17 protein-coding genes are annotated in these 24,667 nt (G+C 65.9%); 11 read left to right on the top strand and 6 right to left on the bottom strand.

The window, feature by feature from the left end:
* Positions 1-5: 5 nt before the first annotated feature.
* From tagF to GNX71_RS30885, 5 genes are read right to left on the bottom strand one after another with little or no spacing between them, the layout of a single operon-like run.
* Positions 6-995 carry a type VI secretion system-associated protein TagF gene (gene tagF, locus GNX71_RS30865; protein WP_206175930.1) on the bottom strand — a complete coding sequence of 330 codons (990 nt, stop codon included), beginning with the start codon at positions 993-995 and terminating at the stop codon, positions 6-8.
* Entirely contained in the window at positions 992-4,813 is a 3,822-nt protein-coding gene (gene tssM, locus GNX71_RS30870) for a type VI secretion system membrane subunit TssM (protein WP_206175931.1), read from the bottom strand. The genes tagF and tssM overlap by 4 nt, the downstream gene beginning before the upstream one ends.
* A 23-nt stretch (positions 4,814-4,836) precedes the next feature.
* Positions 4,837-6,351: a hypothetical protein gene (locus tag GNX71_RS30875; protein WP_206175932.1), complete on the bottom strand. Its 1,515-nt coding sequence runs from the start codon at positions 6,349-6,351 to the stop codon at positions 4,837-4,839.
* Between the two features lie 51 nt (positions 6,352-6,402).
* The gene (locus GNX71_RS30880) at positions 6,403-6,696 is read right to left on the bottom strand and encodes a PAAR domain-containing protein (RefSeq protein ID WP_206175933.1); all 294 of its coding nucleotides are present in this window, start codon (positions 6,694-6,696) and stop codon (positions 6,403-6,405) included.
* A gap of 59 nt (positions 6,697-6,755) precedes the next feature.
* Positions 6,756-7,601 carry a M15 family metallopeptidase gene (locus GNX71_RS30885; protein ID WP_206175934.1) on the bottom strand — a complete coding sequence of 282 codons (846 nt, stop codon included), beginning with the start codon at positions 7,599-7,601 and terminating at the stop codon, positions 6,756-6,758.
* 149 nt (positions 7,602-7,750) lie between these two features.
* On the opposite strand from GNX71_RS30885, the gene GNX71_RS30890 reads away from it, so the two are divergent.
* From GNX71_RS30890 to GNX71_RS30905, 4 genes are read left to right on the top strand one after another with little or no spacing between them, the layout of a single operon-like run.
* On the top strand, positions 7,751-8,560 hold the full coding sequence (locus GNX71_RS30890; RefSeq protein WP_206175935.1) for a hypothetical protein: 810 nt from the start codon (positions 7,751-7,753) through the stop codon (positions 8,558-8,560).
* A 24-nt stretch (positions 8,561-8,584) separates the two neighbouring features.
* A complete protein-coding gene (locus tag GNX71_RS30895) occupies positions 8,585-11,968 on the top strand; it encodes a type VI secretion system Vgr family protein (protein ID WP_206175936.1) in 3,384 nt (1,127 codons plus the stop codon).
* Between the two features lie 8 nt (positions 11,969-11,976).
* Positions 11,977-14,382, top strand: coding sequence for a phospholipase D-like domain-containing protein (locus GNX71_RS30900; protein ID WP_206175937.1), 2,406 nt, complete (start codon positions 11,977-11,979; stop codon positions 14,380-14,382).
* Positions 14,379-15,557, top strand: coding sequence for a T6SS immunity protein Tli4 family protein (locus GNX71_RS30905; RefSeq protein ID WP_206175938.1), 1,179 nt, complete (start codon positions 14,379-14,381; stop codon positions 15,555-15,557). The genes GNX71_RS30900 and GNX71_RS30905 overlap by 4 nt, the downstream gene beginning before the upstream one ends.
* A gap of 46 nt (positions 15,558-15,603) precedes the next feature.
* Here the strand turns inward: GNX71_RS30905 and GNX71_RS30910 are convergent, their stop codons facing one another.
* The gene (locus GNX71_RS30910; RefSeq protein ID WP_206175939.1) at positions 15,604-16,092 is read right to left on the bottom strand and encodes a hypothetical protein; all 489 of its coding nucleotides are present in this window, start codon (positions 16,090-16,092) and stop codon (positions 15,604-15,606) included.
* Between the two features lie 181 nt (positions 16,093-16,273).
* Between GNX71_RS30910 and GNX71_RS30915 the strand changes: the two genes are divergently transcribed.
* From GNX71_RS30915 to GNX71_RS30945, 7 genes are all read left to right on the top strand, one after another.
* Positions 16,274-17,800 carry a class I adenylate-forming enzyme family protein gene (locus tag GNX71_RS30915; protein WP_206175940.1) on the top strand — a complete coding sequence of 509 codons (1,527 nt, stop codon included), beginning with the start codon at positions 16,274-16,276 and terminating at the stop codon, positions 17,798-17,800.
* Positions 17,801-17,862: 62 nt separating this feature from the next.
* Entirely contained in the window at positions 17,863-19,323 is a 1,461-nt protein-coding gene (locus tag GNX71_RS30920; RefSeq protein ID WP_206175941.1) for a HAMP domain-containing sensor histidine kinase, read from the top strand.
* Positions 19,308-20,672, top strand: a complete 1,365-nt coding sequence (locus GNX71_RS30925; protein WP_206175942.1) for a sigma-54 dependent transcriptional regulator — start codon at positions 19,308-19,310, stop codon at positions 20,670-20,672. The genes GNX71_RS30920 and GNX71_RS30925 overlap by 16 nt, the downstream gene beginning before the upstream one ends.
* A 142-nt stretch (positions 20,673-20,814) precedes the next feature.
* Positions 20,815-21,600: a hypothetical protein gene (locus GNX71_RS30930; protein ID WP_206175943.1), complete on the top strand. Its 786-nt coding sequence runs from the start codon at positions 20,815-20,817 to the stop codon at positions 21,598-21,600.
* 17 nt (positions 21,601-21,617) lie between these two features.
* Complete coding sequence (locus GNX71_RS30935) at positions 21,618-22,898, top strand: MFS transporter (RefSeq protein WP_206175944.1); 1,281 nt, start codon at positions 21,618-21,620, stop codon at positions 22,896-22,898.
* Positions 22,895-24,040, top strand: a complete 1,146-nt coding sequence (locus tag GNX71_RS30940; protein ID WP_206175945.1) for an SLC13 family permease — start codon at positions 22,895-22,897, stop codon at positions 24,038-24,040. The genes GNX71_RS30935 and GNX71_RS30940 overlap by 4 nt, the downstream gene beginning before the upstream one ends.
* A 44-nt stretch (positions 24,041-24,084) precedes the next feature.
* Positions 24,085-24,636, top strand: a complete 552-nt coding sequence (locus GNX71_RS30945) for a hypothetical protein (protein WP_206175946.1) — start codon at positions 24,085-24,087, stop codon at positions 24,634-24,636.
* The last annotated feature ends 31 nt before the right edge of the window (positions 24,637-24,667 follow it).

Genomic DNA, 24,667 nt, shown 5'->3' on the forward strand with positions numbered 1-24,667 from the left:
CCGTGTCATTCCCCGATGAAGACTTCGCGAAAAGCCGTGAGCACGATGTCCAGCGGCAGCTGCGGCTGGTCGAGGTAGCTCACCAGCTTGAACATCGCGTAGTTGCTGTGGATGGTGTCCTCGACCCACTCCGGGTTGTCGATGTCGATGTTGTGCTCGGTGTAGACCTGCGGATGCCACACGCTCTGCAGACTGCGCGGCGACAGGCCATTGAAGCCGATCACCAGGCGCGAGCGGCCGTCGATCTCGGTGGCCATCAGCACCAGCTCGAAATCGGCCTTGGCGAGGAACTGCGACACCAGCTCGAGCCAGAAGGTGGCGATCAGCGATCGGTCGACCGGATCGCGCGGCAGCGGCAGCGTGAGTCCTTTCTCGAGGTGCGACACCGCGCTGGCCATCACCGGTTGCAGCAGGAGGCCCATCGCCAGGATGGCGCGGCGCAGCGACACCTTGTGGCCGTCGAAGTTGAGCATCTGCTCGATGCGCAGCAAGCTCGTGTCGCGCGTGAAGGCCGCATAGGCCGCGCGCGAGGCCGACTTCTTGAAACCCGTCTCGATGGCCGGATCGAGCGCCTCGAAGCGCTTCAGTTCGCTGTCGAGGTCGGTGCCTTCGGTGAGCGCGTTGACCTGCACCGCAATGCGGTCCCAGTAGGGACCGATCAGCATCGGCGCACCGCGCATGAAGTCAAGCGCCTCGTCGACTTCCACCGAGGTGGCCGCGAGGAACGGATAGCGGCGCGACGACTCGTCGCGGCTCGCCTTCAGGTGCCCCGCGATGGCCACGCGGCTGCGCGAGCCGAGGCAGACGAAATGGATCGGCGCCGCGTTGTCGTAGATGATCTTCCAGCGCGGGTCTTCCGACAGCATCTCCATGGTCTGCGACAGCCAGTTGTCGAACACCTTGATGAGCTGCGGGTTGTAGAGCCCCTTCACGAAATCGCCGCGGCCGGGCAACTTGCCGAAGTAGCACAGCTGTTGTGTCTGCAACGCGCTCATTTGCCGACTCCCTGTGCCGGTGCCGTTGTCGCAGGCGTTGCGCGCGATGCCGCGGGCACGCCGATCTCAGCCACCGACGACGGCAGCACGGTGCCGCGCAGCCCCTTGCCCTGCGGCGAATCGTTGGTCGGGCCGCTCTGCGTGTTCTGGACCACGCGCAGCTTGACGGTCACGCTCGCGTTGTCGCGCGCCCAGGTGAGCTCGAAGCTGCCGTCGGGCAGCTTGGTGCGCTGGGCCGTGCTCAGCAGGCGTTCCAGCCCGAAGTTGCCCGGCTCGTTGATCAGCTCGACAGTGCGCCCGTCGAAGGTGACGGCCGTGATCCGCGCGCCCGGCGAGCCCTGTGCGTTGGGCCAGACGAAGTTGGACCACTGCGGCGGCGTGTTCCGGTAGCGCAGCTGCTGGCCGTCGATTTCCACCATGTACTCCGTCAGGCCCGACACGGGCTGCGGCAGGATCTGGAACAGCGTCTGCGGTTGTGCGGCACTGCCGCCGCCGGCCGCGGCGCCCGAAAGCGGCGCCACCCATTGCGAGAAACCGTTCACGAAATCGGGGCTCAGCGTGAGGCCCTGGTCGCCCCAGGCGCGCGGCGAGAGCAGATCGCCGCGGCGGATGACCAGCGAGCCCAGCGTCGTCGTCACGAACTTGCCGATGGCGCCTTCCGGTCCGAAGAACTGCGCGATCTCTGCCGGCGAGGCCTCGATCTTCGCGCCCGCGGCGAACGGGTACTTGGTCGCGAGCGACTGCTGGAACGGCTGGTGGACCTGCGCGCTCCAGATCTTGTTGACCTCCACCGCCGTCGGCTGGATCGTCACCGCATAGGCCTGCAGGAGCGGCCGCACCAGCAGGGGCCGCAGGGCTTGGCGCTGCGACGCGTCCATACCCGTGAGCATCTGCTCGTCGACGTACTTGAGCGCATCGGCCAATTCGGAGCCGTTGCCCTCCAGCGTCTGCTGCATGAGCTGGCGCGCACCCGGTCCGGGGTCGCCCTGGTTCTTGATCTGGTTGAAGCGGCCGCGCAGCTTCGACAGCGTGGCGAGGTAGCCGCGCAGGAGCGAAGTGTTGTCGCGCTCGACCACCAGGCGCGCAACGCCCGCGAACTCCCGGCCGATCGGGCCCATCGGAATTTCGGTGCGGTTGCCGCTCGCATCGATGTTCACGTTGACCTGCGACGGCGTGGCGCGGCTGAAGAGGTTCTTGAACCAGTTGAGCGCCCCGGTGCGCGCCTGCTGCAGGCCCGCGTTGACCAGCGAGGGGTTGTCCCACGAGGTCTGGTCGTAGACGGTGTCGAAGACCTTGCGGATCGGCGAGTTCTGCGGATCGCCCAAGAGGTTCATCGCCACCACGGCCTGCTCGAAGCTGCCCATGTCCTTGACCGCGATGCCCTGCAGGAAGCGCTGCCACTCCTTGGCGTACTCCAGCTTGTACATGGTGGCCAGCGTCTTGCGGATCTGCTCGGGGCTGCCTTCGAGCGTCAGGTCGTCGTTGCCCGCGACGTTGAGCACCCAGTCCTTGCTCGATGTTTCCTTGTTGGCGGCATCGCGGATCGCATCGTCCACGTACTGCTGCCAGGCTTCGCGCGTGAACGCACCCGAGATGGCGACGCTGCCGGCGATGGTGCCTTCGCTCTCGGCGCCGGCCGTCGCACCCAGGATGCGCGCCACCGTCATCGGTGCGAAGCGCGTCGATGCGCGTGCCTTGATCTCGGCATAGACCCGCTCACGCGCCGGCATGCCGCGCACCACGCGGCGCAGGTTGTCGCGCGTCTGCTCGACCAATGCGAGGTTGGTGTCGGCCAGCGCGGGCCAGTTGTCGTCGCCCACGCGGCGCAGGTAGAAGGTGATCATGCGCTCGGCATCGCGAATGACCGCGGCGCGCGGCATGTCGCCGCGGTTGCTCTCGAGCCAGCCGCGCCAGAAGCGCGAGATCTGGTCGCTCAGGTGCGCGGTCTCCACCTGCCGCTTGTCGGACATCATGAGGTACGTCTTGAGCGCGTTGTAGGCGTCCTGCACATCGGCCGGCGACGAGCCCGCATACAGGCCACCGCTCTCCGCGGCCGGCGGCGCCGCCGGCGTGGCGGCCGAGACCGCGACCGGCGCGGCCGGATTGCCCGCGGCATCGGCACGCTTCAGGCGCTCCGGATGCGCGTTGACCTCGCGCAGGAACGCTTGCAGGTTGTCGGATACCGGCGCGAGCATCAGCTGCTTGACGCCGCCGTAGTACTCGGCAACGAGCTTGTCTTCGAGCTGGTTGCCCTGGTAGAGGCCGAGCGAGAGCGACAGCGGCCGGTCGTTGCGGAATTTCTCGAGCTGCTCGATGCGGTCCTGCAGGATGCCCAGCGCCTCGAAGCGCGTGCGCAGCCCGTTGTCGCTGGCCTGCAGCTTGACCACCTTGTCGAGGTCGGCCTGCACGTTCTCCACCAGTTGCCGGTTGCCCAGGTACGACCAGGTCCACCCGCCGAGCAAAAGCCCCAGCACGGCGACGAAGGCGAAGAAACTCACGTAGCGCACGCGCGCCTTCACCGGGCTGGAGAACTGCCGCACCGTCTTCTTGTCGGCAAAGATCACCTTGGAGAACAGGTCGCGCAGGAAGAATCCGTTCTGCGAATAGATCTCCTTGGACTTGGTGGCCGCGTTGTTCAGCGTGAGCCCGAAGCGCTTGGCGATGCGCTCGGTCGAGAGGCTGCGCATCGTGCCCTCTTGCAATGCGCTGGTGAAGTAGAAGCCGCGGAACACCGGCTTGTGCTGGAACGGGTTGCTCTCGAACAACGTGGCCAGGAAGGCGCGCAGCGCGGGCTTGATGGCCGCGAATTCGAGCGGAAAGATCAGGAGTTCGGGCGACGGGTCGCTGCCGCGGTGGCTCGCGAAATGCGAGACGCTGATTTCCTTCAGGCCCAGGTAGAGCTCGTCGAAACGCTTGTCGAACAGGGCGACGGCGTCCTGCTTCTCGTCGCCGTCGTAAGGCAGCGATGCGCCCCACACGCGGTCGCGCTCCATCTTGTCGCTGTCGCCGAAAAACTCCGCAAAGCCGGTGATCAGGTCGGCCTTGGTGAACATCACGTAGACCGGCGCGAACACCTCGAGCCGCTCGGTCAGCTCCTGCATGCGCTGGCGCAGATTCTTCGCGAGCTGGATCGCGAAGTCGGGCCGGCTGCCGATCAGCTCGGGAATGCTCGCCGTGATGATGATCCCGTTGATCGGCGCCTTCGGCCGGTACTTCTTGAGCAGGTCGAGAAAGCCGAACCACTCCTTGCGGTCTTCCTGGTGAATGGAATAACGGCCCGCAGTGTCGAGCACGATGCCTTCGGTGGTGAAGAACCAGTCGCAGTTGCGCGTGCCGCCGATGCCCTGGATCACCGCGTTGCCCTTGTCGGCGAACGGGAACTGCAGGCCCGAATTCAGGATGGCGCTGCTCTTGCCCGCCGCCGGATTGCCGATGACCATGTACCAGGGCAGTTCGTACAGCGCCTCGCTGCCCGACATCTGCCCGATCTTGGAGGTCTTGATGGTCTTGACCGCCTCGACCATGCGCCCGCGCAGTTCGTCGATCTCGGCCTTGCGCTCGGGGTCGCTGTCGCGCACGGCGGCGTCGGCCTGGTCTTCGAGCATGTCGCCGAGCTTGCGGTTGGCCGAGCGGGTGCGCATGCGCCGGATGAACCACACGAGCAGCCACAGGAGCAGCAGCACGACGAAGATGCCGACCGCCCAGATCGCGCCGATCTCGAGCGTCTGCGCACCGATCAGGAGGAACGCGCCGAGCGCGATGGCGCCGATCACCGAGAGGGTGCGCGGATCGGCCAGGAAACTGAAGAATCGCCGCATAGATGTTTCTGGAATCGGTCCGGTTAGGTAGCTTGTGGCACAGGGCTCGCGGGGCCGGCCAGCATGGCTGTCCGGGCGCGCGCGTCCTGCACGGAAAGCGCGAGCACATGCCGTGAATCTCGCACGGCAAGGTGACACGCGAGTGCCACGGCAGTCATGTCGGCCGCGGCCCCGAGATAGCCCAGGCTCGCGCAGACGGAAAGGTTGTTTTCGAAAGGCAGGTGCGGCAGCCGCTCCTGCACGAGCTTCGCCACTTCGGTGACGCGGCTCGTGCGGTGATCGGCATCGCTCACGACCCAGTCGATGGTGTCAGGCTGCAGCGCCGACGCCGACAGCAGGCGCTGGGCAAATAGGTCGAGCAGGCTCGCGTCGGGCGTGCGCGCGGTGTCGGCGGATTCGTCACGCTGGCCGGTCGCGCTGCGCGAGAGCAGCACGCCGTGGGGTTGCGCGAACAGCGCATCGCCAGCGCGCGCGAGCAGCAGGCCCGCGGCCGCTTCGCCGGGCACGCGACCGTTGCGGCGCGCAGCGGAATGAAGCAGGCCTTCGGCTTCCCAGCGGGCGATGCACTCGCTGGAAATCGCGGAGTCGGCGGCCAGCGCCATCCACAATGCGGGTCGCTGTTCGCGGTGGAGCGAGAGGTTGATGCGATCGAGCAGCGCCATCGCGGAGACGCCAGCCTCGCTCTTGAAGCAGTCGACGGTCCAGTCTTGCGAAGGGTCGGCTTCGCGCGCCAATTGCTGCACCCATTGCGTGGTGATCGCACGTTCACTCTCGCTCCATGCGCCCGGCAACAGCAGCGAGATGCACAACTGGGGCGCAGTCGCAGAGCCAGGAACGATCGCGCCGCTCGACACGAAACGCCCGGGCGCGCGCACCGAGAGCGCGTCGCCGGCATTCAACAACGCGTCGGTCGCCGAAGCCAGCAACTCCTGCAGCACGTCGGACATCAGGTGGATGGCGCGCAGCCTGTCGTCGGCCAGCGCGTCGGCATCGAAGGCCTCCGGCGCGGGCCGCAGCGATTCGCGCAGGTGTTCGCGGAGTTCGTTCGCATCGAGGCCGGCGACACAGCCTGCGAGCAGGGGAAAGCCTTCGCCGTCCCGCAGTTCCGGCACCAGCTCGGGCGCTTGCGCCTGGCCGACGGCGGTAGCCACCGCGTCGGCATCGTTGCCGCGCGGCGTGTGAAGAGCGAATGCGAGCACCGACATCTGCAGGCGTTCTTGCTGCACGTCGGCTGTTGCCCCTGTCGATGCGGCACCACCAGTTGCAGCGGATGCACCGCGCGCAACCGAAGGCAATGCAGCGGAAGGCGGTGCCCCGGTGAAGATGCGTCGCAGCAAAAGATAGAACACCACCAGCGCCAGCGGCAGCACGACGAGGTAGAGCGCGATGTCGCTCGTGCTCGGCATGCGCGCCGTGTAGCTCCAATAGACGACCACGATCACCCACACCGTGATGAACACGGCGGAGAACATGAGGGTGGGCTTGACCAGTCGCGCCAGCATCAGGAGTTCGTCGATGCCTTCGTCATGCGACGGCACACGCGGCTGTCGTGCCGCATGCCTTGCGTGCGGCCGATCGGATGGCCTTTGTCATTCGGACGCGGAAGCGATCTGGCTGGACAGCAGCGTGCAGCCGCACCGGGCCTTGTCGCCGTGCCGCGCAACGCGCCGGCCGTCGAGCGTGACGTAGCGGCTGCCGGTCACGATGGGGTTGATGCCGTGGCCGGGCCGCGGGCAGGACACGAGGTCGCCGATGCGAGCCACGCGACGCTCGTCGATGCTCGTGTTCTCGGACGCGGTGATCACGATGCCGCCGTGGTCTGTCTTGTCGTGCAGGACGATCCACGGACGATCGTTGTCCGCTGCGGGTTGATCCTCTTCCATTCGAACTCCCCCTTGCTTGCCTCGTTGGTTTGTCGATGCGACGCATGCCGTTGCGGCATTCAGTCGCGTGGCAATTTGAAACCGGGCTTGCGGTACTCCACGTGACCGTAGTCCTTGATCGAGGACCAACGACCACCCCACACAAGCCCCACGGACTCAGCCACTTCGCCATAAAGACGGTAGCCCTCCATGGCCCACGGGTCTCTTTCCGAGATCACCAGCTTGCCATTGCGAAAGAACGCATTGTCTGCCGCAAGTCCATATTGATGATAGCTTTGATTCGCCTTGGCGAGCGTCACCGTGTTGCCCAACGCGGCGAGTTTGGCCTGCCGTTCGGGACTGCGATAACCCTCGAGCAACGCGAGGTCGTAGCCATGTTTCTCTTTCATGATCTTGTAGACCAGCAACAGGCGATTGCGGAAATCCGCATCGAGCACAGCCCAGTCGCGGCTGCCTTCCTTGGTGAGCGGACGGACCTGTTCCACCTCTGCCGTTGCGAAGATTTCAGGGGGCAGCGCCGGCGGCGGCACGAGCTGCTCGCCCTTCAACAGCGCCTCGATTTTCGGATCGCTCGTCGTGGCCCAGTCATCGAAGAACAGGACGCGGCCGGTCCCGAAGGCCACGCTCAACACCACCGGAACGATGAGCAGGCCCATGCCCGACAACAACAGATAGCGATGACGTACGGCAAAAGTACGCACGCCCGATCCACCATCGCGCACCAACTGAAAACTTGCTTCGGACACCAGGCCGAATCGATGGCCAATCTTGATGAAAAAGACTGCAGTTGCAGTCGACAAATTGATCGTGGCTCGCAACACACGCTCACGAAAAGAAGGGAACAAGAAGATGGCAAGCGCGGCCACCATCAAGGCAAAATAACAAAAGAGAGCAAAGAAGATCAACGGTGTTCGGAGAGTGCAATTCATTGTATGAGTCGCACAACACTTCGAACCACTCGCACGCAACAACTGCATCCAAGTTGCAACGTTGCGTCGGTCACACCATAAGCCGCGGGGAGAAAAAACATGCCTGCTTTCGGGACCACCCATTCATGATGGGCGCGCCAGACGACAACAAGGGACGGCCGAGCCTGCTCGGTTCGAGCACTCCCGCCGCAGACGCATCGTCTGCGACAACAACCAACGCGGAATCCACGCGCGTGCTCGCACAGCTCGGCGGCCGCGAGAGCAGTGCGCCGTCCTTCTTCAAGCGACCGAGCGTGTGGGCTTCTCTCGCGCTGCTGATCGGTGTTGCGGGTGCCACGACCTACCAGATGCAATCGAAACGCGCCGATGCATCGGTCAACATCGCGGCGGCTGCGCCAGCGAAACCTGCACCGGCCGTCGAGGCTGCACCAGCGGCGCCCGAGACACCCGCACCTGCCAGCGCAGCTGTACCCGCTGCACCCGAACCGGCAACCGCGCGCATCGTCGAGGGCGACACGGCCTCGCCTTCCCAACAGCAGCAGCAATCCACGCCGTTTGCAGCAATCGGCGCGCAGCCCATGGTCGTGCCGCCCGCGGGCAAGTCGGCGCGCGTCGCGGCCGCGAAGCCATCGCACACAGGAAAGACGACGAGCACCGTTGCGGCGGCAAAGAAGCCGGTGAATGTCGCTTCGTCGAAGCAGCCTGCGCTTGCGGCCAACGGCAAGCCCGTGAAGACGGTCGCCAACACATCGAAGACGCCGCGGCGCGCCAACGACGCCGCGCAGGCGACATCGCGTCCCAACAAGCCCGACCCCGACACCGATCTGCTGACCGCCCTGCTCAGGCGCAGCAAGGCACCGGACCCCGCGCCACAGCCTTCGGCGCTGGCCGAGGTCGCGGCAGATTGCAAGTCCGGCCAGCGATGCAAACCATGAGCCCCCGTGCCGACGCGAATCACGATGCCATCCGCTGACCGCAGCGCGCTCTGGGCCGAGCTCAGCCAGACCAATCGGCTCTACCGTCTCGAGGTTCCAGGCGCTTCATCAAAAACGAACGCCAGCATCGACGCCCTGCGCGTCGAAGGCTGGGTGCAGCGCGAGGCCGTGTCGCAGCCGTTCGAGATGCGCATCGTCTGCCTGAGCCTGCGCGCCGACCTCGCGCTCTCCTCGATGATCGATCAGCCTCTTACGCTGGTCACCGTGCTCGCCAACGGCTCGGCCGGCAAACGCACCGGCCTGATCCGCGCGGTGGAGTCGCTCGGCTCCGACGGCGGCCTTGCGCGCTACCGACTCACGCTCGTGCCGTGGATCTGGCTGGCCACGCAGCAAGGGCGCAGCCAGGTGTTCCAGCAACGCTCGGTGGCCGACATCATCGAACGCGTGCTTGCGCCGTATGCCGATGCGGGCAGCTGGGCTTTCTCTTCCGAGGTGAGCGGCTTTCTCGCCGACGCGCCCGTTCGCACCTACTGCACGCAATACCGCGAGAGCGACTTCGATTTCTTCTCGCGCCTGCTGACCGAAGAGGGACTGGCTTGGCGCATCGAGGAAGACGAGAAGGCGCCCCTGGGGCACAAGCTCGTGATCTTCTCGGCGAACGATGCGCAGCCTGCGGACCCCGGATCGCCCATTCGCTTTCATCGCAAGAGTTCGCAGGAGCGCAGCGATGCCGTGCAGGCGCTGGTGCGCCGCATGCGGCAGTCGGTGGCGCAGGTGCATCTGAGCGCGTGGAACGTCGATGGCAAGCGCCAGTTGACGGGCAGTGCCGCCGCGCGATTTGCAGTGGGCGGCAAGAACGCTCCGCGCATCGAGTACGACGACGTGCTCGGCCTCAATGACCGCAGCCGCGGCTGGGACAGCAACCGCACGCTCGAACGCTATGCCGGCCTGATGATGGAAGCGGCCGAATGCCGCGCCGACGTGATGCTCGGCCACAGCACCGTGCGCACGCTGCGCGCGGGCACGCGCATCGAAGTCGACGACGCGCCTGCGCTTGGTTTGCAGGCCAAGCCCGCGCTGCTGCTGGACACCGTCGAGCATGTGGGCATCAACAACCTTCCGAAGGACACGGCGGCATCGATTGCCGCGCAGTTGGGCGATCTGTCGGAGCACCTTGTGTTCGACAGGCCTTGTGCATCGGTCATCGCCGAAGACGATGTGTTCGGGCTGGTGCCAACGGGCACGGGTCCGCACGACGACGTGAACGATGTTCGCCCGCAGGCGCAAAGCCTCGCTGCGGCGAAGACGCTGGGCTACGCCAACAGCTTCTCGGCCGTGCATGTGGATCGTCCATGGCGGCCCGTGCTCGCGGCCGCCGATGGTGCGCGGCTCCATGCGAAACCCACGGCCAGCGGTGTGCACAGCGCCATCGTGGTCGGCCCCTCGGGGGAGACATCGCCGAACGGCGCGGACGAGCTGTACTGCAATGACCGCGGCGATGTGCGCGTGCGATTCCACTGGCAGAACAACACAACCGACAACGGCAGTGGCGACGCACAGGACAACCGCAGCACGCGATGGATTCGCGTGGCGCAGCGCCAGGCGGGTCCCGGCATGGGCTGGCAATGGCTGCCGCGCATCGGGCAGGAAGTGCTGGTGAAGTTCGTCGACCTCGATGTCGACCAGCCGGTGATCGTCGGTGCGCTGTACAACGGGCGCGGCGATGGCGGCATCGAGCCTACGCCTGGGGGTGCATCGCGCAGCCAGGAACGCTCGGGCCAAGGCCAGGAAGCCGATGTGTTTGCGCAGGCGCGCAACGGATCGCCGAGTGCGCAGGCCAATCTCGCTGCCGGACACGCGCCGGCCTGGCATGGATCAAGCGCGGACGACAAGGGGCATCGCAATGCGGCTGCGCTAAGCGGCTTCAAGACGAAGGAGTTCGGCGGTGAAGGGTTCAGCCAGTTGGTGTTCGATGATTCGAACCAGCAACTGCGCGTGCAACTGCATGCGAGCACCGCACACAGCCAGTTGAACCTGGGGCACCTGATTCATCAGGCCGACAACTTCCGCGGCAGCTTTCGGGGACAGGGGTTGGAGCTTCGGACCGATGGCTATGCGGCGTTGCGTGGTGGCAAGGGTGTGCTGTTGAGCACGTACCACGGGGCGGGTGGGAAGCAGCTTGAGCCTGTGGGCGACTTCGCCCCTGGCATGGCACTGCTCAAGCAGGTGCAGCAGTTGGGGCAGGCGCTGAGCGAGGCCGCAATGAAGCACGAAACCGTGCAGCTGGCCGGGCATATCGGCGCCGACAAAGCCAATGTTTCGCAGCTCGACAAGGAGCGTGCGCCGTATGCAGCGATGCTGCACACGGCGAGTGGCATGGTGACGGGCGATACGCTGGAGGCGGCTTACTCGGATGCATCTGACAAGTCCATCGCAACCGGCGAGGGCAAGGTGCCGCATACGACCGATGCGGTTGTTGCACTGGCTGCGCGCGGCGGACTTGCGATGGTGGCGGGGCAGCAGTTGCAGATGGTGGCGGGCGAGACTGCGACGTTGGCCAGCGGTGGAGATATCAACCTTGCGCTGGCGGATGTGTTGAGGGTGCACAGCGGTCAAGCCATCGGGCTGCTGGCTGGTGCGCAGAAAGCGGATGCCGAAGCAGGCCTGTCGATCATTGCGGGCAGCGATGACCTGGACTTTCAGGCGCAGCACGATGAGCTTCGGGTGCAGGCGAAGGATGCGCTGAAGATCGCGAGCACGGACAAGACCGTGGAGTTTGCGGCGAAGAAGAAGATCCGAATTGCGACTGCGCAAGGTGCATCGATCACGCTGCAGAACGGGGATATCACGTTTGAATGCCCGGGGAAGATTACTTATCACGCGGTGCAAAGAAAGCTCGCAGGCCCGGAACGGGGTAGCTATAAATTGCCCGACTTCCCGCGGTCCGCCCTGCCTTCCGACAAGCCTTTCAAGTTCGACCTGAGGATCATTGATACCGCGGGACCACTCGGAGCCCCTTTGCCCAACGTACCTTGGCGCGTTGTAGTGGCCAGTGCTCCAGCAAAAGCATTGATGTCGACCGAAAAAGTCTTGACGGGCAAGACCGGAAATGACGGAAAGGTAAAGCTGTCTGCTGCTGAAGAGAAGGAACTGCTTGAGGCGTACAACAAGAATCCAGGGCGCCTGTGGCTGATCGGAGGCATGAAAGTACGCGAGGTCGCCTTGACGCATGAATTGGAAGACTGGAACGACGAACAGCGTTTCGATCACGCACTGGATGCGATGGGGTATTCGGACACCTTGGGACCGACGGGTCGCAATGTCAAGGATCAAGTGCTGAACGGACTCTCCCGCGAAGAGCACATGAGCTCTACCGGCGAAAAGCTACTCAAGAAAATCAAGGGCTGAGGAAAAAAATGGCATCCGCTCCGCCGGAACCCAAGGTAGAGATCGACCGCACCGTCCATCAGGTCTGCATGCCTGACGGCACACCCTATGAGGGTTATGCAACTTCATGCGTATGGGTCAGCGAATCCGACCCGTATCCAAAGACAGATGGCAATTCGGTGGTCCCATTACTCACTGGGGAGGACTACTACAAACAACTGGCAGACGCTATTGCGCAGGCAAAAGAGTCTGTCTATATGCTCGGTTGGCAAATCAACTGGGATGTCATACTCAAGCCGGCAGAGAAGCTTCGGCTCTATGACGCGGTACTCAAGGCGACATCCGCGAACCCTCAGCTCAAGGTATACGTATTGCCGTGGGACGATTCAGCGCCTGTCACCACAGGCGACGATGAAACGGTCGCGGTATTGAAATCGATCAATGCCCAGTTGAAGGGAGCGCCGCAAGTCTTCGCGCGAATTGCTGTCGAGCACCCCGATGCCAGTGCTGGGATGGACATGTTCTACAGCCACCACCAGAAGCAAGTGGTCATCGACAATCGCATTGCCTTCATAGGCGGCATCGATGTTTGCTACGGCCGCCGCGATGGCAACACATACCCGCTCGACGCGAAAGATCGGCTGGGCAATGACGCTTACAACGGTTGCGTCCCACGTTTGCTCCCGGTCAAGGAGAGCGACTACGTGCAAGGACTTAACACCATGTACGTGCAGCCATCCAGCGGGAACAGACAAGTGCCGCCCGGAATGGCATCGAGCAATCCCTACGATGCCCGTGCACAAAAAGCGCAGCAAGGACTTGAGGCCGGCAAGGTCGAGTACCCGACTGGGGGGATGATGCTCGATGCAACGCGCCAACCACGCATGCCATGGCAAGACGTCCATCTCAAAATCGAAGGTCCGGCGGTGAGTGACCTTGCCAGCAATTTCGTGTTGCGGTGGAACACCGCCAAAGGAAGTGGCGAACTTGCCCTGCCCGCCGAGGCCAAAACGTATCCGAAGGCTGGAAGTTGCAGCGTCCAGATGCTGCGCAGCGCCTCTCGCGTCATGGTGGCTTTGGAGGCCAAGAACGCCAAGTCAGCCGACCGGCCGCGAGTGCATCAGGCTTTCGGACACAACCACAATCACCATGCCATGGTTCGCCTGATCGAGCACGCCGATCACTTTATTTATATCGAGAACCAGTTTTTCACTTCGGCATTTGGAGATCCTGGATTTGGAGACACAGTTTCGACCACGTTACGGCCTTCACAGCCCGTGTCCTCTGTCACGACCTCTGTCGCCAAGTTGGGCTCCCGGGCTGTTGTCGGCGATGCCGATGCCCGGCCAACAAACAAGATCTGCGAGGCATTGGGCGAAAAACTCAAGGCTGTCATCCTGAATGTCGGCAATCCATCTCCCGATGGAGAGACATCCAATTTTCACATCTACATCACAGTGCCTGTGCATTCAGAAGGTCTACTGAATGACCCTGCGGTGATGACACAAGTCCACTACACGCAGCAGACGCTGGTGTTTGGAAGCCAGAGTCTTATCAACCGCACACGACGCGCAATCAGGGCCCGGCAACTCGTCGACAAGCAAGAAACCGATTACATGCGAGTGTTCGAAGACAAGAACGAAGAGTACAAAGAGGTACCCATCGAATATTGTTGGCCGTATATCACTCTTCTGAATTTGCGTACTTGGGCGAAGTTGGGCGAACGTTATGTGACCGAGCAGGTCTACATCCACACCAAGATGATGGTGGTGGATGATCGCTATGCCATTGTGGGCAGCGCGAACGTCAATGATCGCAGTTTGCTAGGCAATCGAGATTCGGAGTTGGCGGTGCTGGTAATGGACACTGACTACGCATACGAGGACATCGGAGCTGCCGAGGGGATTACCGTAACTCGCAAGTTCGCGCGCGAGTTACGCAAGAGCGTCTGGAAGAAAATTTTTGGCATCACTGGTGGCGAAAGGCCGGCCAGCGGCCTGCGAGCAGCGATAGACAAGCCGGCTTCTCAAGCCAGCCGAGAACAGATACGCATCCAAGCTGAAAAGAACAGCAAGATATATGACGCTGCTTTTCCATTCATTCCGCACAACCCCTCGCCCAAAAAAATGGAGGAAGAGCCACCTCAAAATGTCTCTATCTGGCCCACTATCAAGATGGAAAGTGGCAAGAGAGTTTCTGGTCAGATGCCCTTTGATGATGCATTTTGGAACACTCCCCAACACGCGGCGGGAGTCGCTCAGCTTGCCGATATCAAGGGCTATCTCACCTTGTATCCACACCTCTGGACGCAGGGTGAAAACAACAACAGCGGCATGCACAGCGCCTTGTTTGTACGTAATGAGGACAAGCCGAAGGATGCCCCGACTCGACAAGCCTTAGCGCGACAAAACGATGCCGATGAAAGGGCGACATGAGAAAGTGCATCGCGTTCGCATTGCACTCACTGGTGCCGTTGTCTGTGCTGGTGCATGGATCAGCCATTGCACAGAACGTCGCTGTGCGGCGCACCGAGTGCCTCGGCTATCAAACCATCACTGTGCCCGATGAAATCGAGTATGCCACTGTGCCTCCCAATATCTCCCCAGCGAACGGAGAAGGCTATAAGTTTGACAATGGAGCAGGCGTCTGGAACACATACCAGCTGGTGGACAGTGAAGGAGTGTTCGATGTCGATGAAAGCTCCAAGTCGATTCATTTGTCCAGCTTGACCAGCGCTGCGGACCTCCAATTGCAACTGCTAAAACTCAATAAGAAGAGGCAGCAGGAAAAAGATACTTTGCTCATTCATGCCAACATGCTCGCACGACATAGCGAGATGGATCCTGGGGGAAAGCTTAGGCAAGCAGATCTGGATCAAGCGGCTGCCTATCGCTTTTATCAACCGTACAACGGCGGAAATGCTTTCGGATTCATCAACGGCTCCGGGAAGTTCAATTTTTCTACCTTGGTCGGCGACCACGTGGTGTCTGCCAGCAGAAAGCTTGAAGGCACTCCAGAGCAAACGATTGCAAGCTTTCTCAAGCTCTATCGCACACGCATGCCGTTCGAGGTTCCCGCTGAACCCGGTGTGTGTCTGCCCTATGGTTTCATGACTGGCGAGAAGAAACCCGCCTATGTTGCAGTCTCTTTCCGTCTTAAGAACCGTCCCGACATCGTGGTGTATCTAAGCGACAGGGATGCTTCCAGCGAAGACAGCTTCGATACCGAGAAATTCGTCAATGAAGCAGTGCAGAGGGGCTATTTCTACGGTGGCGCATTCACAGAGCCGTTAGACGGCAGCGTGCACCCGTTTCGCTCCATCACTGTCGATGGGCGAAAGGGACTTGGCGGCATGGTCCTGGTCACTCGCAGCGTTCTCGGCGGATCGCCGATTCACAACGAGGCCAACAAAAATAAGGACTGGGGCTATCTGGCCTACATACCAGGCGACAAAAGCGCCCCTCCCGGTACTTCGTCCAATCTCATCTTCAAGGTCGAACGTTTCGGCCGCTTCGCCAAAACACCCATGACAGAGAGCGAGTTTCGCGATCTGGTCAAGACCATCGCGCAAAGCATCAAACGCAGGCCGGGAGCATGGCGCGCAGGTTGATGATTTGATCCGGCACCCGAGGTTGGCCTCGCTGCCGCCACACGCATCACCCCCGCGTCGCGTTCTCCTTCATCTTCGCCAACGCAATAGCCAACACCGCCCCACCCAGCGTCTTCACCAACCCCGAGTGCTGCGCATAGAAGCGGCTCACCTCGTCGATCACCCCCGCATGCTGCTCTTCCGCATGCGACGCAATCTCCGTCACCTGCGCGGGTGACAGCTGCGAGGCCTGCTCCGGCGTGAGCTGCGTCTGCCCGGGCTGCAGCAAGCGTCCGAGCACGCCCCCGGCCAACGCCGACGCGGCCGCCGGCCCCAGCGTCGCCAGGATCTGGTTGAGCACCCCCGCCTGCTGTGTCGGCGAAGACTGCCCGAACAGCTGCCCCACGGTGTTGCCGAACGGCGGTGTCTGGTTGGAGCGCATGGCCGCGGCGAGGCCCGCGCCGATCTCGTCGGTGGATGCGTGTTGCGTGACCTGGTCCACATGCGCGGTGGCGTCGCCGCCGATGGCCTGTTGCAGGATGTCGAGCAGTCCCATGGTGGTGTCCCTTCCTTGTTGGAGAACCGCCCATCGTCGGCCTGCAAGCCTGATCGGTGGCTGACGGCACGCGCACCGCCGTCGCGTCCGGCTCACCGGGGCGAGAACTTCTTCGCTATCCTGCCAATTGGCCAAGACGAAGGATCCGATTTTGCAAACGCACCCAGCCATTCAAGCCGCGATGGAACGCGATTTCGGCGCCATTGCCGACCTGGTTCGCCTCCACGCCCAGCACACGCCCGACCATGCCGCGCTCGCGGACGCGCAATACACGCTGAACTACGGTGCGCTCGACGCGCTGATGGACCGCATCGCCGCCAGCTTGCAGCGCGACGGCCTCAAGGCCGGTGACGCCATTGCGGTCTGCGCCACCTCGTCGGTGAACTACGCGGCGGTGTTCCTGGGCGCATTGCGCGCAGGCATCGCGGTCGCGCCGCTCGCGCCCGGCTCCACGCCCACCAGCCTGGCCCGCATGATCGAGGACGCCGACGCGCGCATCCTCTTCACCGACGCCTCTGCCGCCGACGTCGTCGGCCCCGCGAAGGAAGGCGGCATTCCGCGCGTCGCGCTCGACGGCTCTTCGGCAGGACGCGACTTCGCCGCCTGGCTCGCACCGGTCGGCGCCAAACCCGCTCCCGTCGAAGTGCAGCCCTCGTGGGCCTTCAACATCATCTATTCCTCGGGCACCACCGGTGAGCCCAAGGGCATCGTGCAAGGGCACGGCATGCGCTGGTCGCATGTGCAGCGCGGCGCCAAGTACGAGTACAGCGCCGACACCGTCACGCTGCTGTCGACGCCCCTCTACTCCAACACCACGCTGGTGGTGTTCTTCCCCACCATCGCCTTCGGCGGCTGCGTGGTGTTGATGCCCAAGTTCGATGCCGGCGGCTACCTGCAGCTGGCCGAAGCGCGCCGCGTGACGCACACGATGCTGGTGCCGGTGCAGTACCAGCGGCTGATGGCGCACCCGCGCTTCGACGCGCACGACCTCGCCTCGTTCCAGTACAAGTTCAGCACCAGCGCGCCCTTCAACGCCGCGCTCAAGGCCGATGTGTTGAAGCGCTGGCCCGGCGGGCTGATCGAGTTCTACGGCATGACCGAAGGCGGCGGCACCTGCATCCTCGAGGCGCACCTGCACCCGACCAAACTGCACACCGTGGGCCAGCCGGCGCCGGGCAGCGACATCCGCCTCATCGACGAGGAAGGCAACGAACTGTCGCGTGACAACACCGAGGTGGCCGGCGAAGTGGTGGGCCACTCGGCCGGCATGATGACCGGCTACCACCGCCAGCCCGCGAAGACGCGCGAGGCCGAATGGTTCGACGCCACCGGCAAGCGCTTCATCCGCACCGGCGACGTGGGCCGCTTCGATGCCGACGGCTTTCTCACGCTCTTCGATCGCAAGAAGGACATGATCATCAGCGGCGGCTTCAACATCTACCCGAGCGACCTCGAGGCCGTGCTGCGTGGCCATGCGGCAGTGGCCGACGCGGCGGTGGTGGGCGTGCCGTCCGAGCAATGGGGCGAGACGCCGGTGGCCTTCGTGGTGCGCCGCGACGGCGACGCCACCACCGAAGCCGCATTGCTGCAATGGACCAACGACCAGCTCGGCAAGACGCAGCGCCTGGCGCGCCTTCGCTTCATCGACGAGCTGCCGCGCAGCGCGATCGGCAAGGTGCTCAAGCGCGAACTTCGGGAATTGCGGTAGCAGCCGGACGCGCTCCCGGCTGACGCGCCGCATCCTGCAGGCCGGGCAGGATCGCGGCACCTATGAAATCCCTCCGCGGTCAGCTCGTCTTCTTCTGGGTGCTGCTGTTCAGCGTGTGCGCGGCGCTGGCCGTGGTGATGCTCACGCTGTATCGCAGCAGCGCGGGCGTCCAGGTCGCGGCCGGGCAAGCGGCCACCGACCAGGCGTGCCGGGCCATCGCGGCGCGCTACGCGAAATCGGTGACCGATCCCTCGCCCGCGCAACCGCAGGTCGACCTGCTGCAGGTGCTGCTGCAACTGGTGCTCGTCGAAGCGCCGCACGTCGAAGGCGGCGTGTGGCAGGGCACGGGCGGCCTGCTCGCCTATGCCTACCCCACCTATGAAGGCAGCGGCGTCAAGCGGGACGTGCCGGCCGCCGAGCAACCGCTGATCGTCGAACTCTCGCAACTCGCCGCGCGCACCCAGCGGCCACAGACCGATGTGGTGCGCGGCAGCCGCGAGGCGCTGATCGTCTCGGCCTGCCCGCTCGCCGCGCCGGGCAAGGACCTCGCGGCCTGGACCATGACGCGCACCCACGCCGGCGCGCTGGCCGCGCAGGACAGCCTGCGCACCGGGCTGGCGGTGCTGCTGCTGGTGGTGCTGGCCTCCGGGTTGTGGCTCGGCTTCATCCTCCTGCGCGGGCTGCGCCATGTGCAGCGCCTGGAGACCCGGCTGGCAGAGGCCGACGCGGGCGGCGACGCGATGCCCGAGCTGCCGCGCACCGGCGTGCGCGAACTCGACCGCATCGTCGATGGCTTCAACCGCTACCGCCTGCGCTTCGAGGAGGCGCGCGCGAACCTGCGCGCGGCCGCGCAGCAGCGCAGCCGCGACCAGCGGCTGGCGGCGCTCGGCCGCATGACGGGCGGCATCGCGCACGAGATCCGCAACCCGATCGCGACGATGCGCCTGAAGGCCGAGAACGCGCTGGCCGCCGCACCCGAGCGCCAGGGCGAGGCGTTGCGCACCATCGTCGGCCAGATCGATCGGCTCGACGGCCTTGTGCAGAGCCTGCTCGCGCTGGTGCAGCCGGTCACGCTGGCGTCGCGGGAGGTGGACCTGCACCGCTGGCTCGCGGACCGCGTGGCCGCCGTCGCGGCGAAAGCGGCCGCCGGCGAAGTGCAGGTGGAACTTCGGCACGAAGCCCCCGCCCGGGCGGTCTTCGACCCGGTGCACCTGGCACGCGCCGTCGACAACCTGCTCGACAACGCCGTGCGCCATGCGCCGAAGGGCGGCCGCGTGACGCTGGCGGCCCTGCAGCCCGATGCGCGCACGCTGGCGATCCGCGTCGACGACGACGGCCCAGGCGTGCCCGAATCGCTGCAGCCCCATCTCTTCGAGCCCTTCGCCACCGGCCGCGCCGACGGCACCGGGCTCGGGCTGGCACTCGCGCGCGAAGTGGCGCTGGCGCACGGCGGCGAGCTGCACCATGTGCCGCTGGCATCGGGCACCCGCTTTGAACTGGAGCTTCCATGGCGCACCTCCTGATCGTGGACGACGACGAGGCCTTTCGCGACACGCTGGCCGAGACGCTGCAGGGCCTGGGCCACGAGGTGGTCGCCGCGGCCGACGGCGCCCAGGCAGTGGAGACGCTCGCGCGCGAACGCTTCGACGCCGTGTTCCTCGACCACCGCATGCCGGGCATGGACGGCCTGCAGACGCTGGCGGCGATGCGGGCGCGGCTGGTTCACCTGCCGCCGGTGATCGTGCTCACCGCCTTCGCGAGCGCGGGCAACACCATCGAGGCGATGCGCCTGGGCGCCTTCGACCACCTGGCCAAGCCGATCGGCCGTGAGGCGGTGCGCGAGGTGCTGCAGCGGGCGCTGCAGCAGCGGGCCGCCGCATCGCCGTCGGCCGCGCCGGCAGGCGAGAGCGAGGACGAAGACGACGGCAGCGACCTGATCGGCCCTAGCCACGCGATGCGCGAAGTGCACAAGCGCATCGGCCTGGCCGCCGCCAGTTCGATGCCGGTGCTGGTGCTCGGCGAAACGGGCACCGGCAAGGAGATGGTGGCGCGCGCGCTGCATCGCCATTCGGCCCGCGCCGACCGCCCCTTCGTGGCCGTCAACTGCTCGGCCATTCCGAAGGAACTGCTAGAGAGCGAACTCTTCGGCCATGTGCGCGGCGCCTTCACCGGGGCGACCGGCGAGCGCGCGGGCTGCTTTCGCGCGGCCGACGGCGGCGTGCTGCTGCTCGACGAGATCGGCGACATGGCGCTCGACGTGCAGGCCAAGATCCTGCGCGCGCTGCAGGAGGGCGAGGTCACGCCGCTGGGCAGCCACAGGACGGTCAAGGTCGATGTGCGCGTGGTCGCGGCGACGCACCGCGACCTGGCCGCCGCCGTGCGCGAGGGGCGCTTTCGCGAAGACCTGCTCTACCGGCTGGATGTGCTCTCGATCCGGCTGCCGCCGCTGCGCGAGCGGCTGGCCGACATCGTTCCGCTGGCCGAGCATTTCCTGCGCCGCGCGGCCGCGCCCGAGGCGCCCAAGGCGCTGTCCGCCGAAGCCGCCCAGCGGCTGCTGAGCCACCCTTGGTCCGGCAATGTGCGCGAACTGCGCAACGTGATGGAACGCTGCCAGGCGCTGGTGCGCCATCGCGTGATCGGCGGTGCGGACCTCGCCGCCGGACTGGGCACCGCGCGACCCGACGAAGCGGCGCCGGCGCTCCCACCCGATTGGCTCGAAGGCGAACTGCCCGCCGCGGTGGAGCGGCTCGAGCGGCTGCTGATCGCCCACGCGCTGGCGCAGGCCCAGGGCAACCGCGCCGAGGCTGCGCGGCGGCTGGGCATCCACCGGCAGTTGCTCTACCGCAAGCTCACGCAATACGGCCTGGAGTGAAGTGTCCGGAATCCGGACGCCGGGTGTCCCCGGATCATCCCGGCGACGGCCGTCCGGCACACGCAAGTCGTTGATTTCAAAGGCATTGCGCGCTGGCACGTTATGTGGAACGTCCTTGGCATCCATCCACAAGGAGCCGCCCATGACACCCCGCCGCCTCACCCTCATCGCCGCCGCCTGCCTGCTGGCCGGCAGCGCCGCCTTCGCGCAGACGCCGCCTCCACCGCCCGCTGGATCGGTGCCCCCGGCACCGATCGCCGCCGCACCCGATGCCGGCACCGTCGCAGTCAGCGGCCGCGTGCAGCAATGGCTGATCAATCCGAACGGCGAAGCCGACGGGCTGCTGCTCTCGGACGGCGCGCAGATCGCCTTTCCGCCGCACCTCTCCGCCGCCGCGATGCAGTTGCTCAAGCCGGGCGACACGGTGCAGGTCAGCGGCTGGCGCGCACCCCATGTGCCGGTGGTGCGCGCGCAGACGCTCAGCGCCAACGGCCGCAGCCTGACCGACCAGCCACCGGCACCTGGCGCGATGCCACCGCCGCCGCCGCGCGAGCCCCGCGCGCTCAGCGCACTGACCGCCAGTGGCCGCATCGAACGCCTGCTCTACACCGACCGCGGCGGCATCCGCGGCGTGCTGCTCGAAGACCGGACGAGCGTGCGCTTTCCGCCGCACGTCGGCGCGGCGTATGGCGCCCAGTTGCAGCCCGGCGCAACGCTGTATGCAGAGGGCTGGGGAACGCGCGGCGCCCAGGGCACGGCACTCGAAGCGACGCGCATGGGCCGCAGCGCCGACAGCGTGCGCGAGGTGTTCGGCGGGCCGGGGCTTGAACCCGCGCCGCTGGCCGGCGGTCCGCGCGGCCCGCGCGCCCGGGGGTCGATGCCGCCGGCGCCGGTGATGCCGCCGCCGACGCCGAACCCCGCGTCCTGAGCTCCACAAGGCCCGCCATGACCCAGCCTGCCGCCCCCGCCGCGCCCTCGCGCCGCAGCCTGCGCGCCCTCGACGCACTGGCCTTTCTCGCGCCCGACATCCAGGGCGGGGTCGGCCCCTTCCTGGTCGTCTTCATGGCCGGCACGCTGGCCTGGGACCCGCAGCGCATCGGCACCGTGATGTTCGTCTCGGCGCTGGTGGGGCTCGCGGTGCAGGCGCCGGCCGGTGCGCTGATCGACAGCGTGCGCCACAAGCCGCGCTGGATCGCGGGCGCCGTCACGCTGATCGCGATCAGCCTCGTGGTCATGGCGAACTGGCCGGACTACGGCGTGATCCTCGCGGGCCAGTCGCTGATCGGCGCGGCAGGCACGCTGGTCGCGCCGGCGATCGCGGCCACCAGCCTGGGCATGGTGGGTCGCGCGGGCCTGGATTCGCGCATCGGGCGCAACGCCGCGATCACCGCGGCCGGCACGGTGCTGTGGGCGCTGGGCACGGGCTGGGTCGGGCACGCCTTCGGTCCGCATGCGATGTTCTTCTATGCGGTGGCGATGGCGCTGCCGACCATCGTTGCCGCGCTGTGGATCCGCAACGGCGACATCGACCCGCGCCTGGCACGAGGCGCCGATGCGGATGCCGATGCGGCACCGGCGCCCGCACCCGGCCTGCGGGCGGCCCGCTGGTACGACCACCGGCTCTTCGTGCTGCTGGCCTGCGCCTTCCTGTTCCACCTGGCCAACGCCGCGATGCTCACGCTGGTGGCGCAGAAGGTCGGCACGCGGGCCGGCACGTCGGCTGCGCTGTGGCTCTCCGGCGGCGTGATCGTCACGCAGCTGGTCACCATCCCGATCGGCCTGGCGGTCGGGCGCTGGGCGCCGCGGCTGCCGCGCAAGCCCATCTTTCTCGTCGGCTTCGCAGTGCTGCCGGTGCGCGGGCTGCTCTACCTGCTGGCCGACAGCCCCACTTCCTTGCTCGCGCTGCAGGTGCTCGACGGCATCGGCGCGGGCATCTTCGGCGTGATGCTCACGCTGACCATCAGCGACCTCACGCGCGGCAGCGGCCACTTCAATTTCGCGCTCGGCCTGGGCGCGGCTTGCGTCGGACTGGGCGCGGCGCTGAGCAACCTGGTGGCGGGCACGATCGCGCATGCAGCGGGCTACGGCACCGCCTTTTCGGTGCTCGCCGGCATCGCGGCGGGTGCGCTGGCGTTGTTCGCGGTGGCAATGCCTGAAACTCGCGGCCGGGGCCGCTCGCCAGCCGGCGAGCCGGTCGCCTCCGCATTGACCTCCGCCGCTTCATGACCAAAGACACCGCGCCTGCGCTGCCCACCGCCTCATCTGACACCCCCTCGCCGCACGAAGGCGGCGGCAATGGCCTGCTGTGGGTGCTGGTCGCCGTCGCGGTGCTGTTCGCCTTCCTGCGCCCGCGGGCGCCGATGGACTGGCTCCGCCTGGTCGACTGGCAGACCGTGGGCGCGCTCGCCGGCCTGCTTGCCATCACGCAGGGCGTGGAGAAGAGCGGCATGCTGCAGGCCGCCGCACAGCGCCTGCTCGCGCGCACGCACAACCAGCGCAGCCTGGCCCTGTTGCTGACCGCGAGCGCGGCGCTGCTGTCGGCGCTGGTGACCAACGACGTGAGCCTGTTCCTCCTGGTGCCGCTCACGCGCGTGCTGGCCAACCAGGCGCACCTGCCGCTCGCGCGGCTCGTGGTGCTGGAGGCGCTGGCCGTGAATGCGGGCTCTGCCCTCACGCCCATCGGCAATCCGCAGAACCTCTACCTCTGGCATCGCTCGGGCGAGAGTTTCTTCGCCTTCATGGGGATGATGGGACCGACGGTGGCGGTGATGCTGTTCTGGCTCTTCGTCGCGGTGTGGCTCCTGGTGCCTCGCACGCCCATCGCGCTCAAGCCCGCGGCCGAGGCGGCACCAGTGCAGCCGCGCCTCCTGGCACTCTCGGGCGTGCTGTTCGTGGGCTTCGTCGTCGCACTCGACCGCCATTGGCTCGTGGCCGGCCTGGCGGTGGTGTTCTGCGCTTACCTGGTGTTCCAGCGCCGGGTGCTGCGCGACATCGACTGGGCGCTGCTCGCGATCATCGCGCTGATGTTCGTCGACCTGCGCCAGCTCGCGGAGCTGCCGGTGGTTGCATCGCTGATGGGCCAGTGGCCGATTGCCGAAGGCTGGCGCGCCTATCTCGCGGCCATCGCGGTTTCGCAGTTCATCAGCAACGTGCCCGCGACCATCCTGCTCGACCGCTATGTGCACGACCTGCCGGCGCTCGCGGCGGGCGTGAGCGTGGGCGGCTTCGGCTGCGTGCTGGGCTCGCTCGCGAACCTGATCGCGCTGCGCCTGGCCAGGGTGCCGCACGGCCTGCGCGAGTTCCACTGCATCAGCATTCCCTTTCTGTTCGTGTGCGCAGCGTCCGCCGTGCTGCTGCGGCTCGGCTGATTTTTTCTCTCTCTTTTCACAACCACTCTCGCAAAGGAACTTCCATGCCGCACTCCCGGGACACCATCGACATCTGGTCCGTCGAGGGCCGATTCCAGCACCTCGTCTACAGCCCCAAGGGTGGCATCGAGGGCGTGCTCATCGACACCGACGGCGTGACCACGCAGTTCGTGTTCGATCGCCATGACGAGGCGGCAGCCGCCGCCTTCGCCGGCCTGCGCCCGGGCCAGGCGCTGGTGATCGAGGGCGCCGAGCAGGGCCCGTCGCCCAAGGGCGATGCGGCGCACACCGTCTACCGGTTCGAGCGGCTGGACTCGGTCGACGGCCAGGCGCCGGAGGCTGCATCGGCCAGCCAGGAGATCGCCGGCACCGTGGTGCGCCTGAACTACGCGCGGCACGGCGAAGCGAACGGCGTCGTGCTCGACACCGGCGACTTCGTCCACACGAAGCCGGACGGCCTCGCGCGCCTGGGACTGAAGATCGGCGACAAGGTGCGTGCCGAAGGCCGCACCCAGCCGCTCGCGACCGGTGGCGGGCAGGTGGTCGAGGCGGTCCGGGTCAATGGCCGGCGCGTGGCACAAGCCGAAGCGGCCTGAGCGACCGGTGGGCGCGCAGCTTGCGGGGTGA

The organism is Variovorax sp. RKNM96 (genome assembly GCF_017161115.1).
GTDB lineage: Bacteria > Pseudomonadota > Gammaproteobacteria > Burkholderiales > Burkholderiaceae_C > Variovorax.

Bases quoted from the DNA above. Each gene is read 5' to 3' on its own strand.
- tagF (WP_206175930.1), bottom strand. From the start codon at position 995: ATGAGCGCGTTGCAGACACAACAGCTGTGCTACTTCGGCAAGTTGCCC.
- tssM (WP_206175931.1), bottom strand. From the start codon at position 4,813: ATGCGGCGATTCTTCAGTTTCCTGGCCGATCCGCGCACCCTCTCGGTG.
- GNX71_RS30880 (WP_206175933.1), bottom strand. From the start codon at position 6,696: ATGGAAGAGGATCAACCCGCAGCGGACAACGATCGTCCGTGGATCGTC.
- GNX71_RS30890 (WP_206175935.1), top strand. From the start codon at position 7,751: ATGATGGGCGCGCCAGACGACAACAAGGGACGGCCGAGCCTGCTCGGT.
- GNX71_RS30895 (WP_206175936.1), top strand. From the start codon at position 8,585: ATGCCATCCGCTGACCGCAGCGCGCTCTGGGCCGAGCTCAGCCAGACC.
- GNX71_RS30900 (WP_206175937.1), top strand. From the start codon at position 11,977: ATGGCATCCGCTCCGCCGGAACCCAAGGTAGAGATCGACCGCACCGTC.
- GNX71_RS30905 (WP_206175938.1), top strand. From the start codon at position 14,379: ATGAGAAAGTGCATCGCGTTCGCATTGCACTCACTGGTGCCGTTGTCT.
- GNX71_RS30910 (WP_206175939.1), bottom strand. From the start codon at position 16,092: ATGGGACTGCTCGACATCCTGCAACAGGCCATCGGCGGCGACGCCACC.
- GNX71_RS30915 (WP_206175940.1), top strand. From the start codon at position 16,274: ATGGAACGCGATTTCGGCGCCATTGCCGACCTGGTTCGCCTCCACGCC.
- GNX71_RS30920 (WP_206175941.1), top strand. From the start codon at position 17,863: ATGAAATCCCTCCGCGGTCAGCTCGTCTTCTTCTGGGTGCTGCTGTTC.
- GNX71_RS30925 (WP_206175942.1), top strand. From the start codon at position 19,308: ATGGCGCACCTCCTGATCGTGGACGACGACGAGGCCTTTCGCGACACG.
- GNX71_RS30930 (WP_206175943.1), top strand. From the start codon at position 20,815: ATGACACCCCGCCGCCTCACCCTCATCGCCGCCGCCTGCCTGCTGGCC.
- GNX71_RS30935 (WP_206175944.1), top strand. From the start codon at position 21,618: ATGACCCAGCCTGCCGCCCCCGCCGCGCCCTCGCGCCGCAGCCTGCGC.
- GNX71_RS30940 (WP_206175945.1), top strand. From the start codon at position 22,895: ATGACCAAAGACACCGCGCCTGCGCTGCCCACCGCCTCATCTGACACC.
- GNX71_RS30945 (WP_206175946.1), top strand. From the start codon at position 24,085: ATGCCGCACTCCCGGGACACCATCGACATCTGGTCCGTCGAGGGCCGA.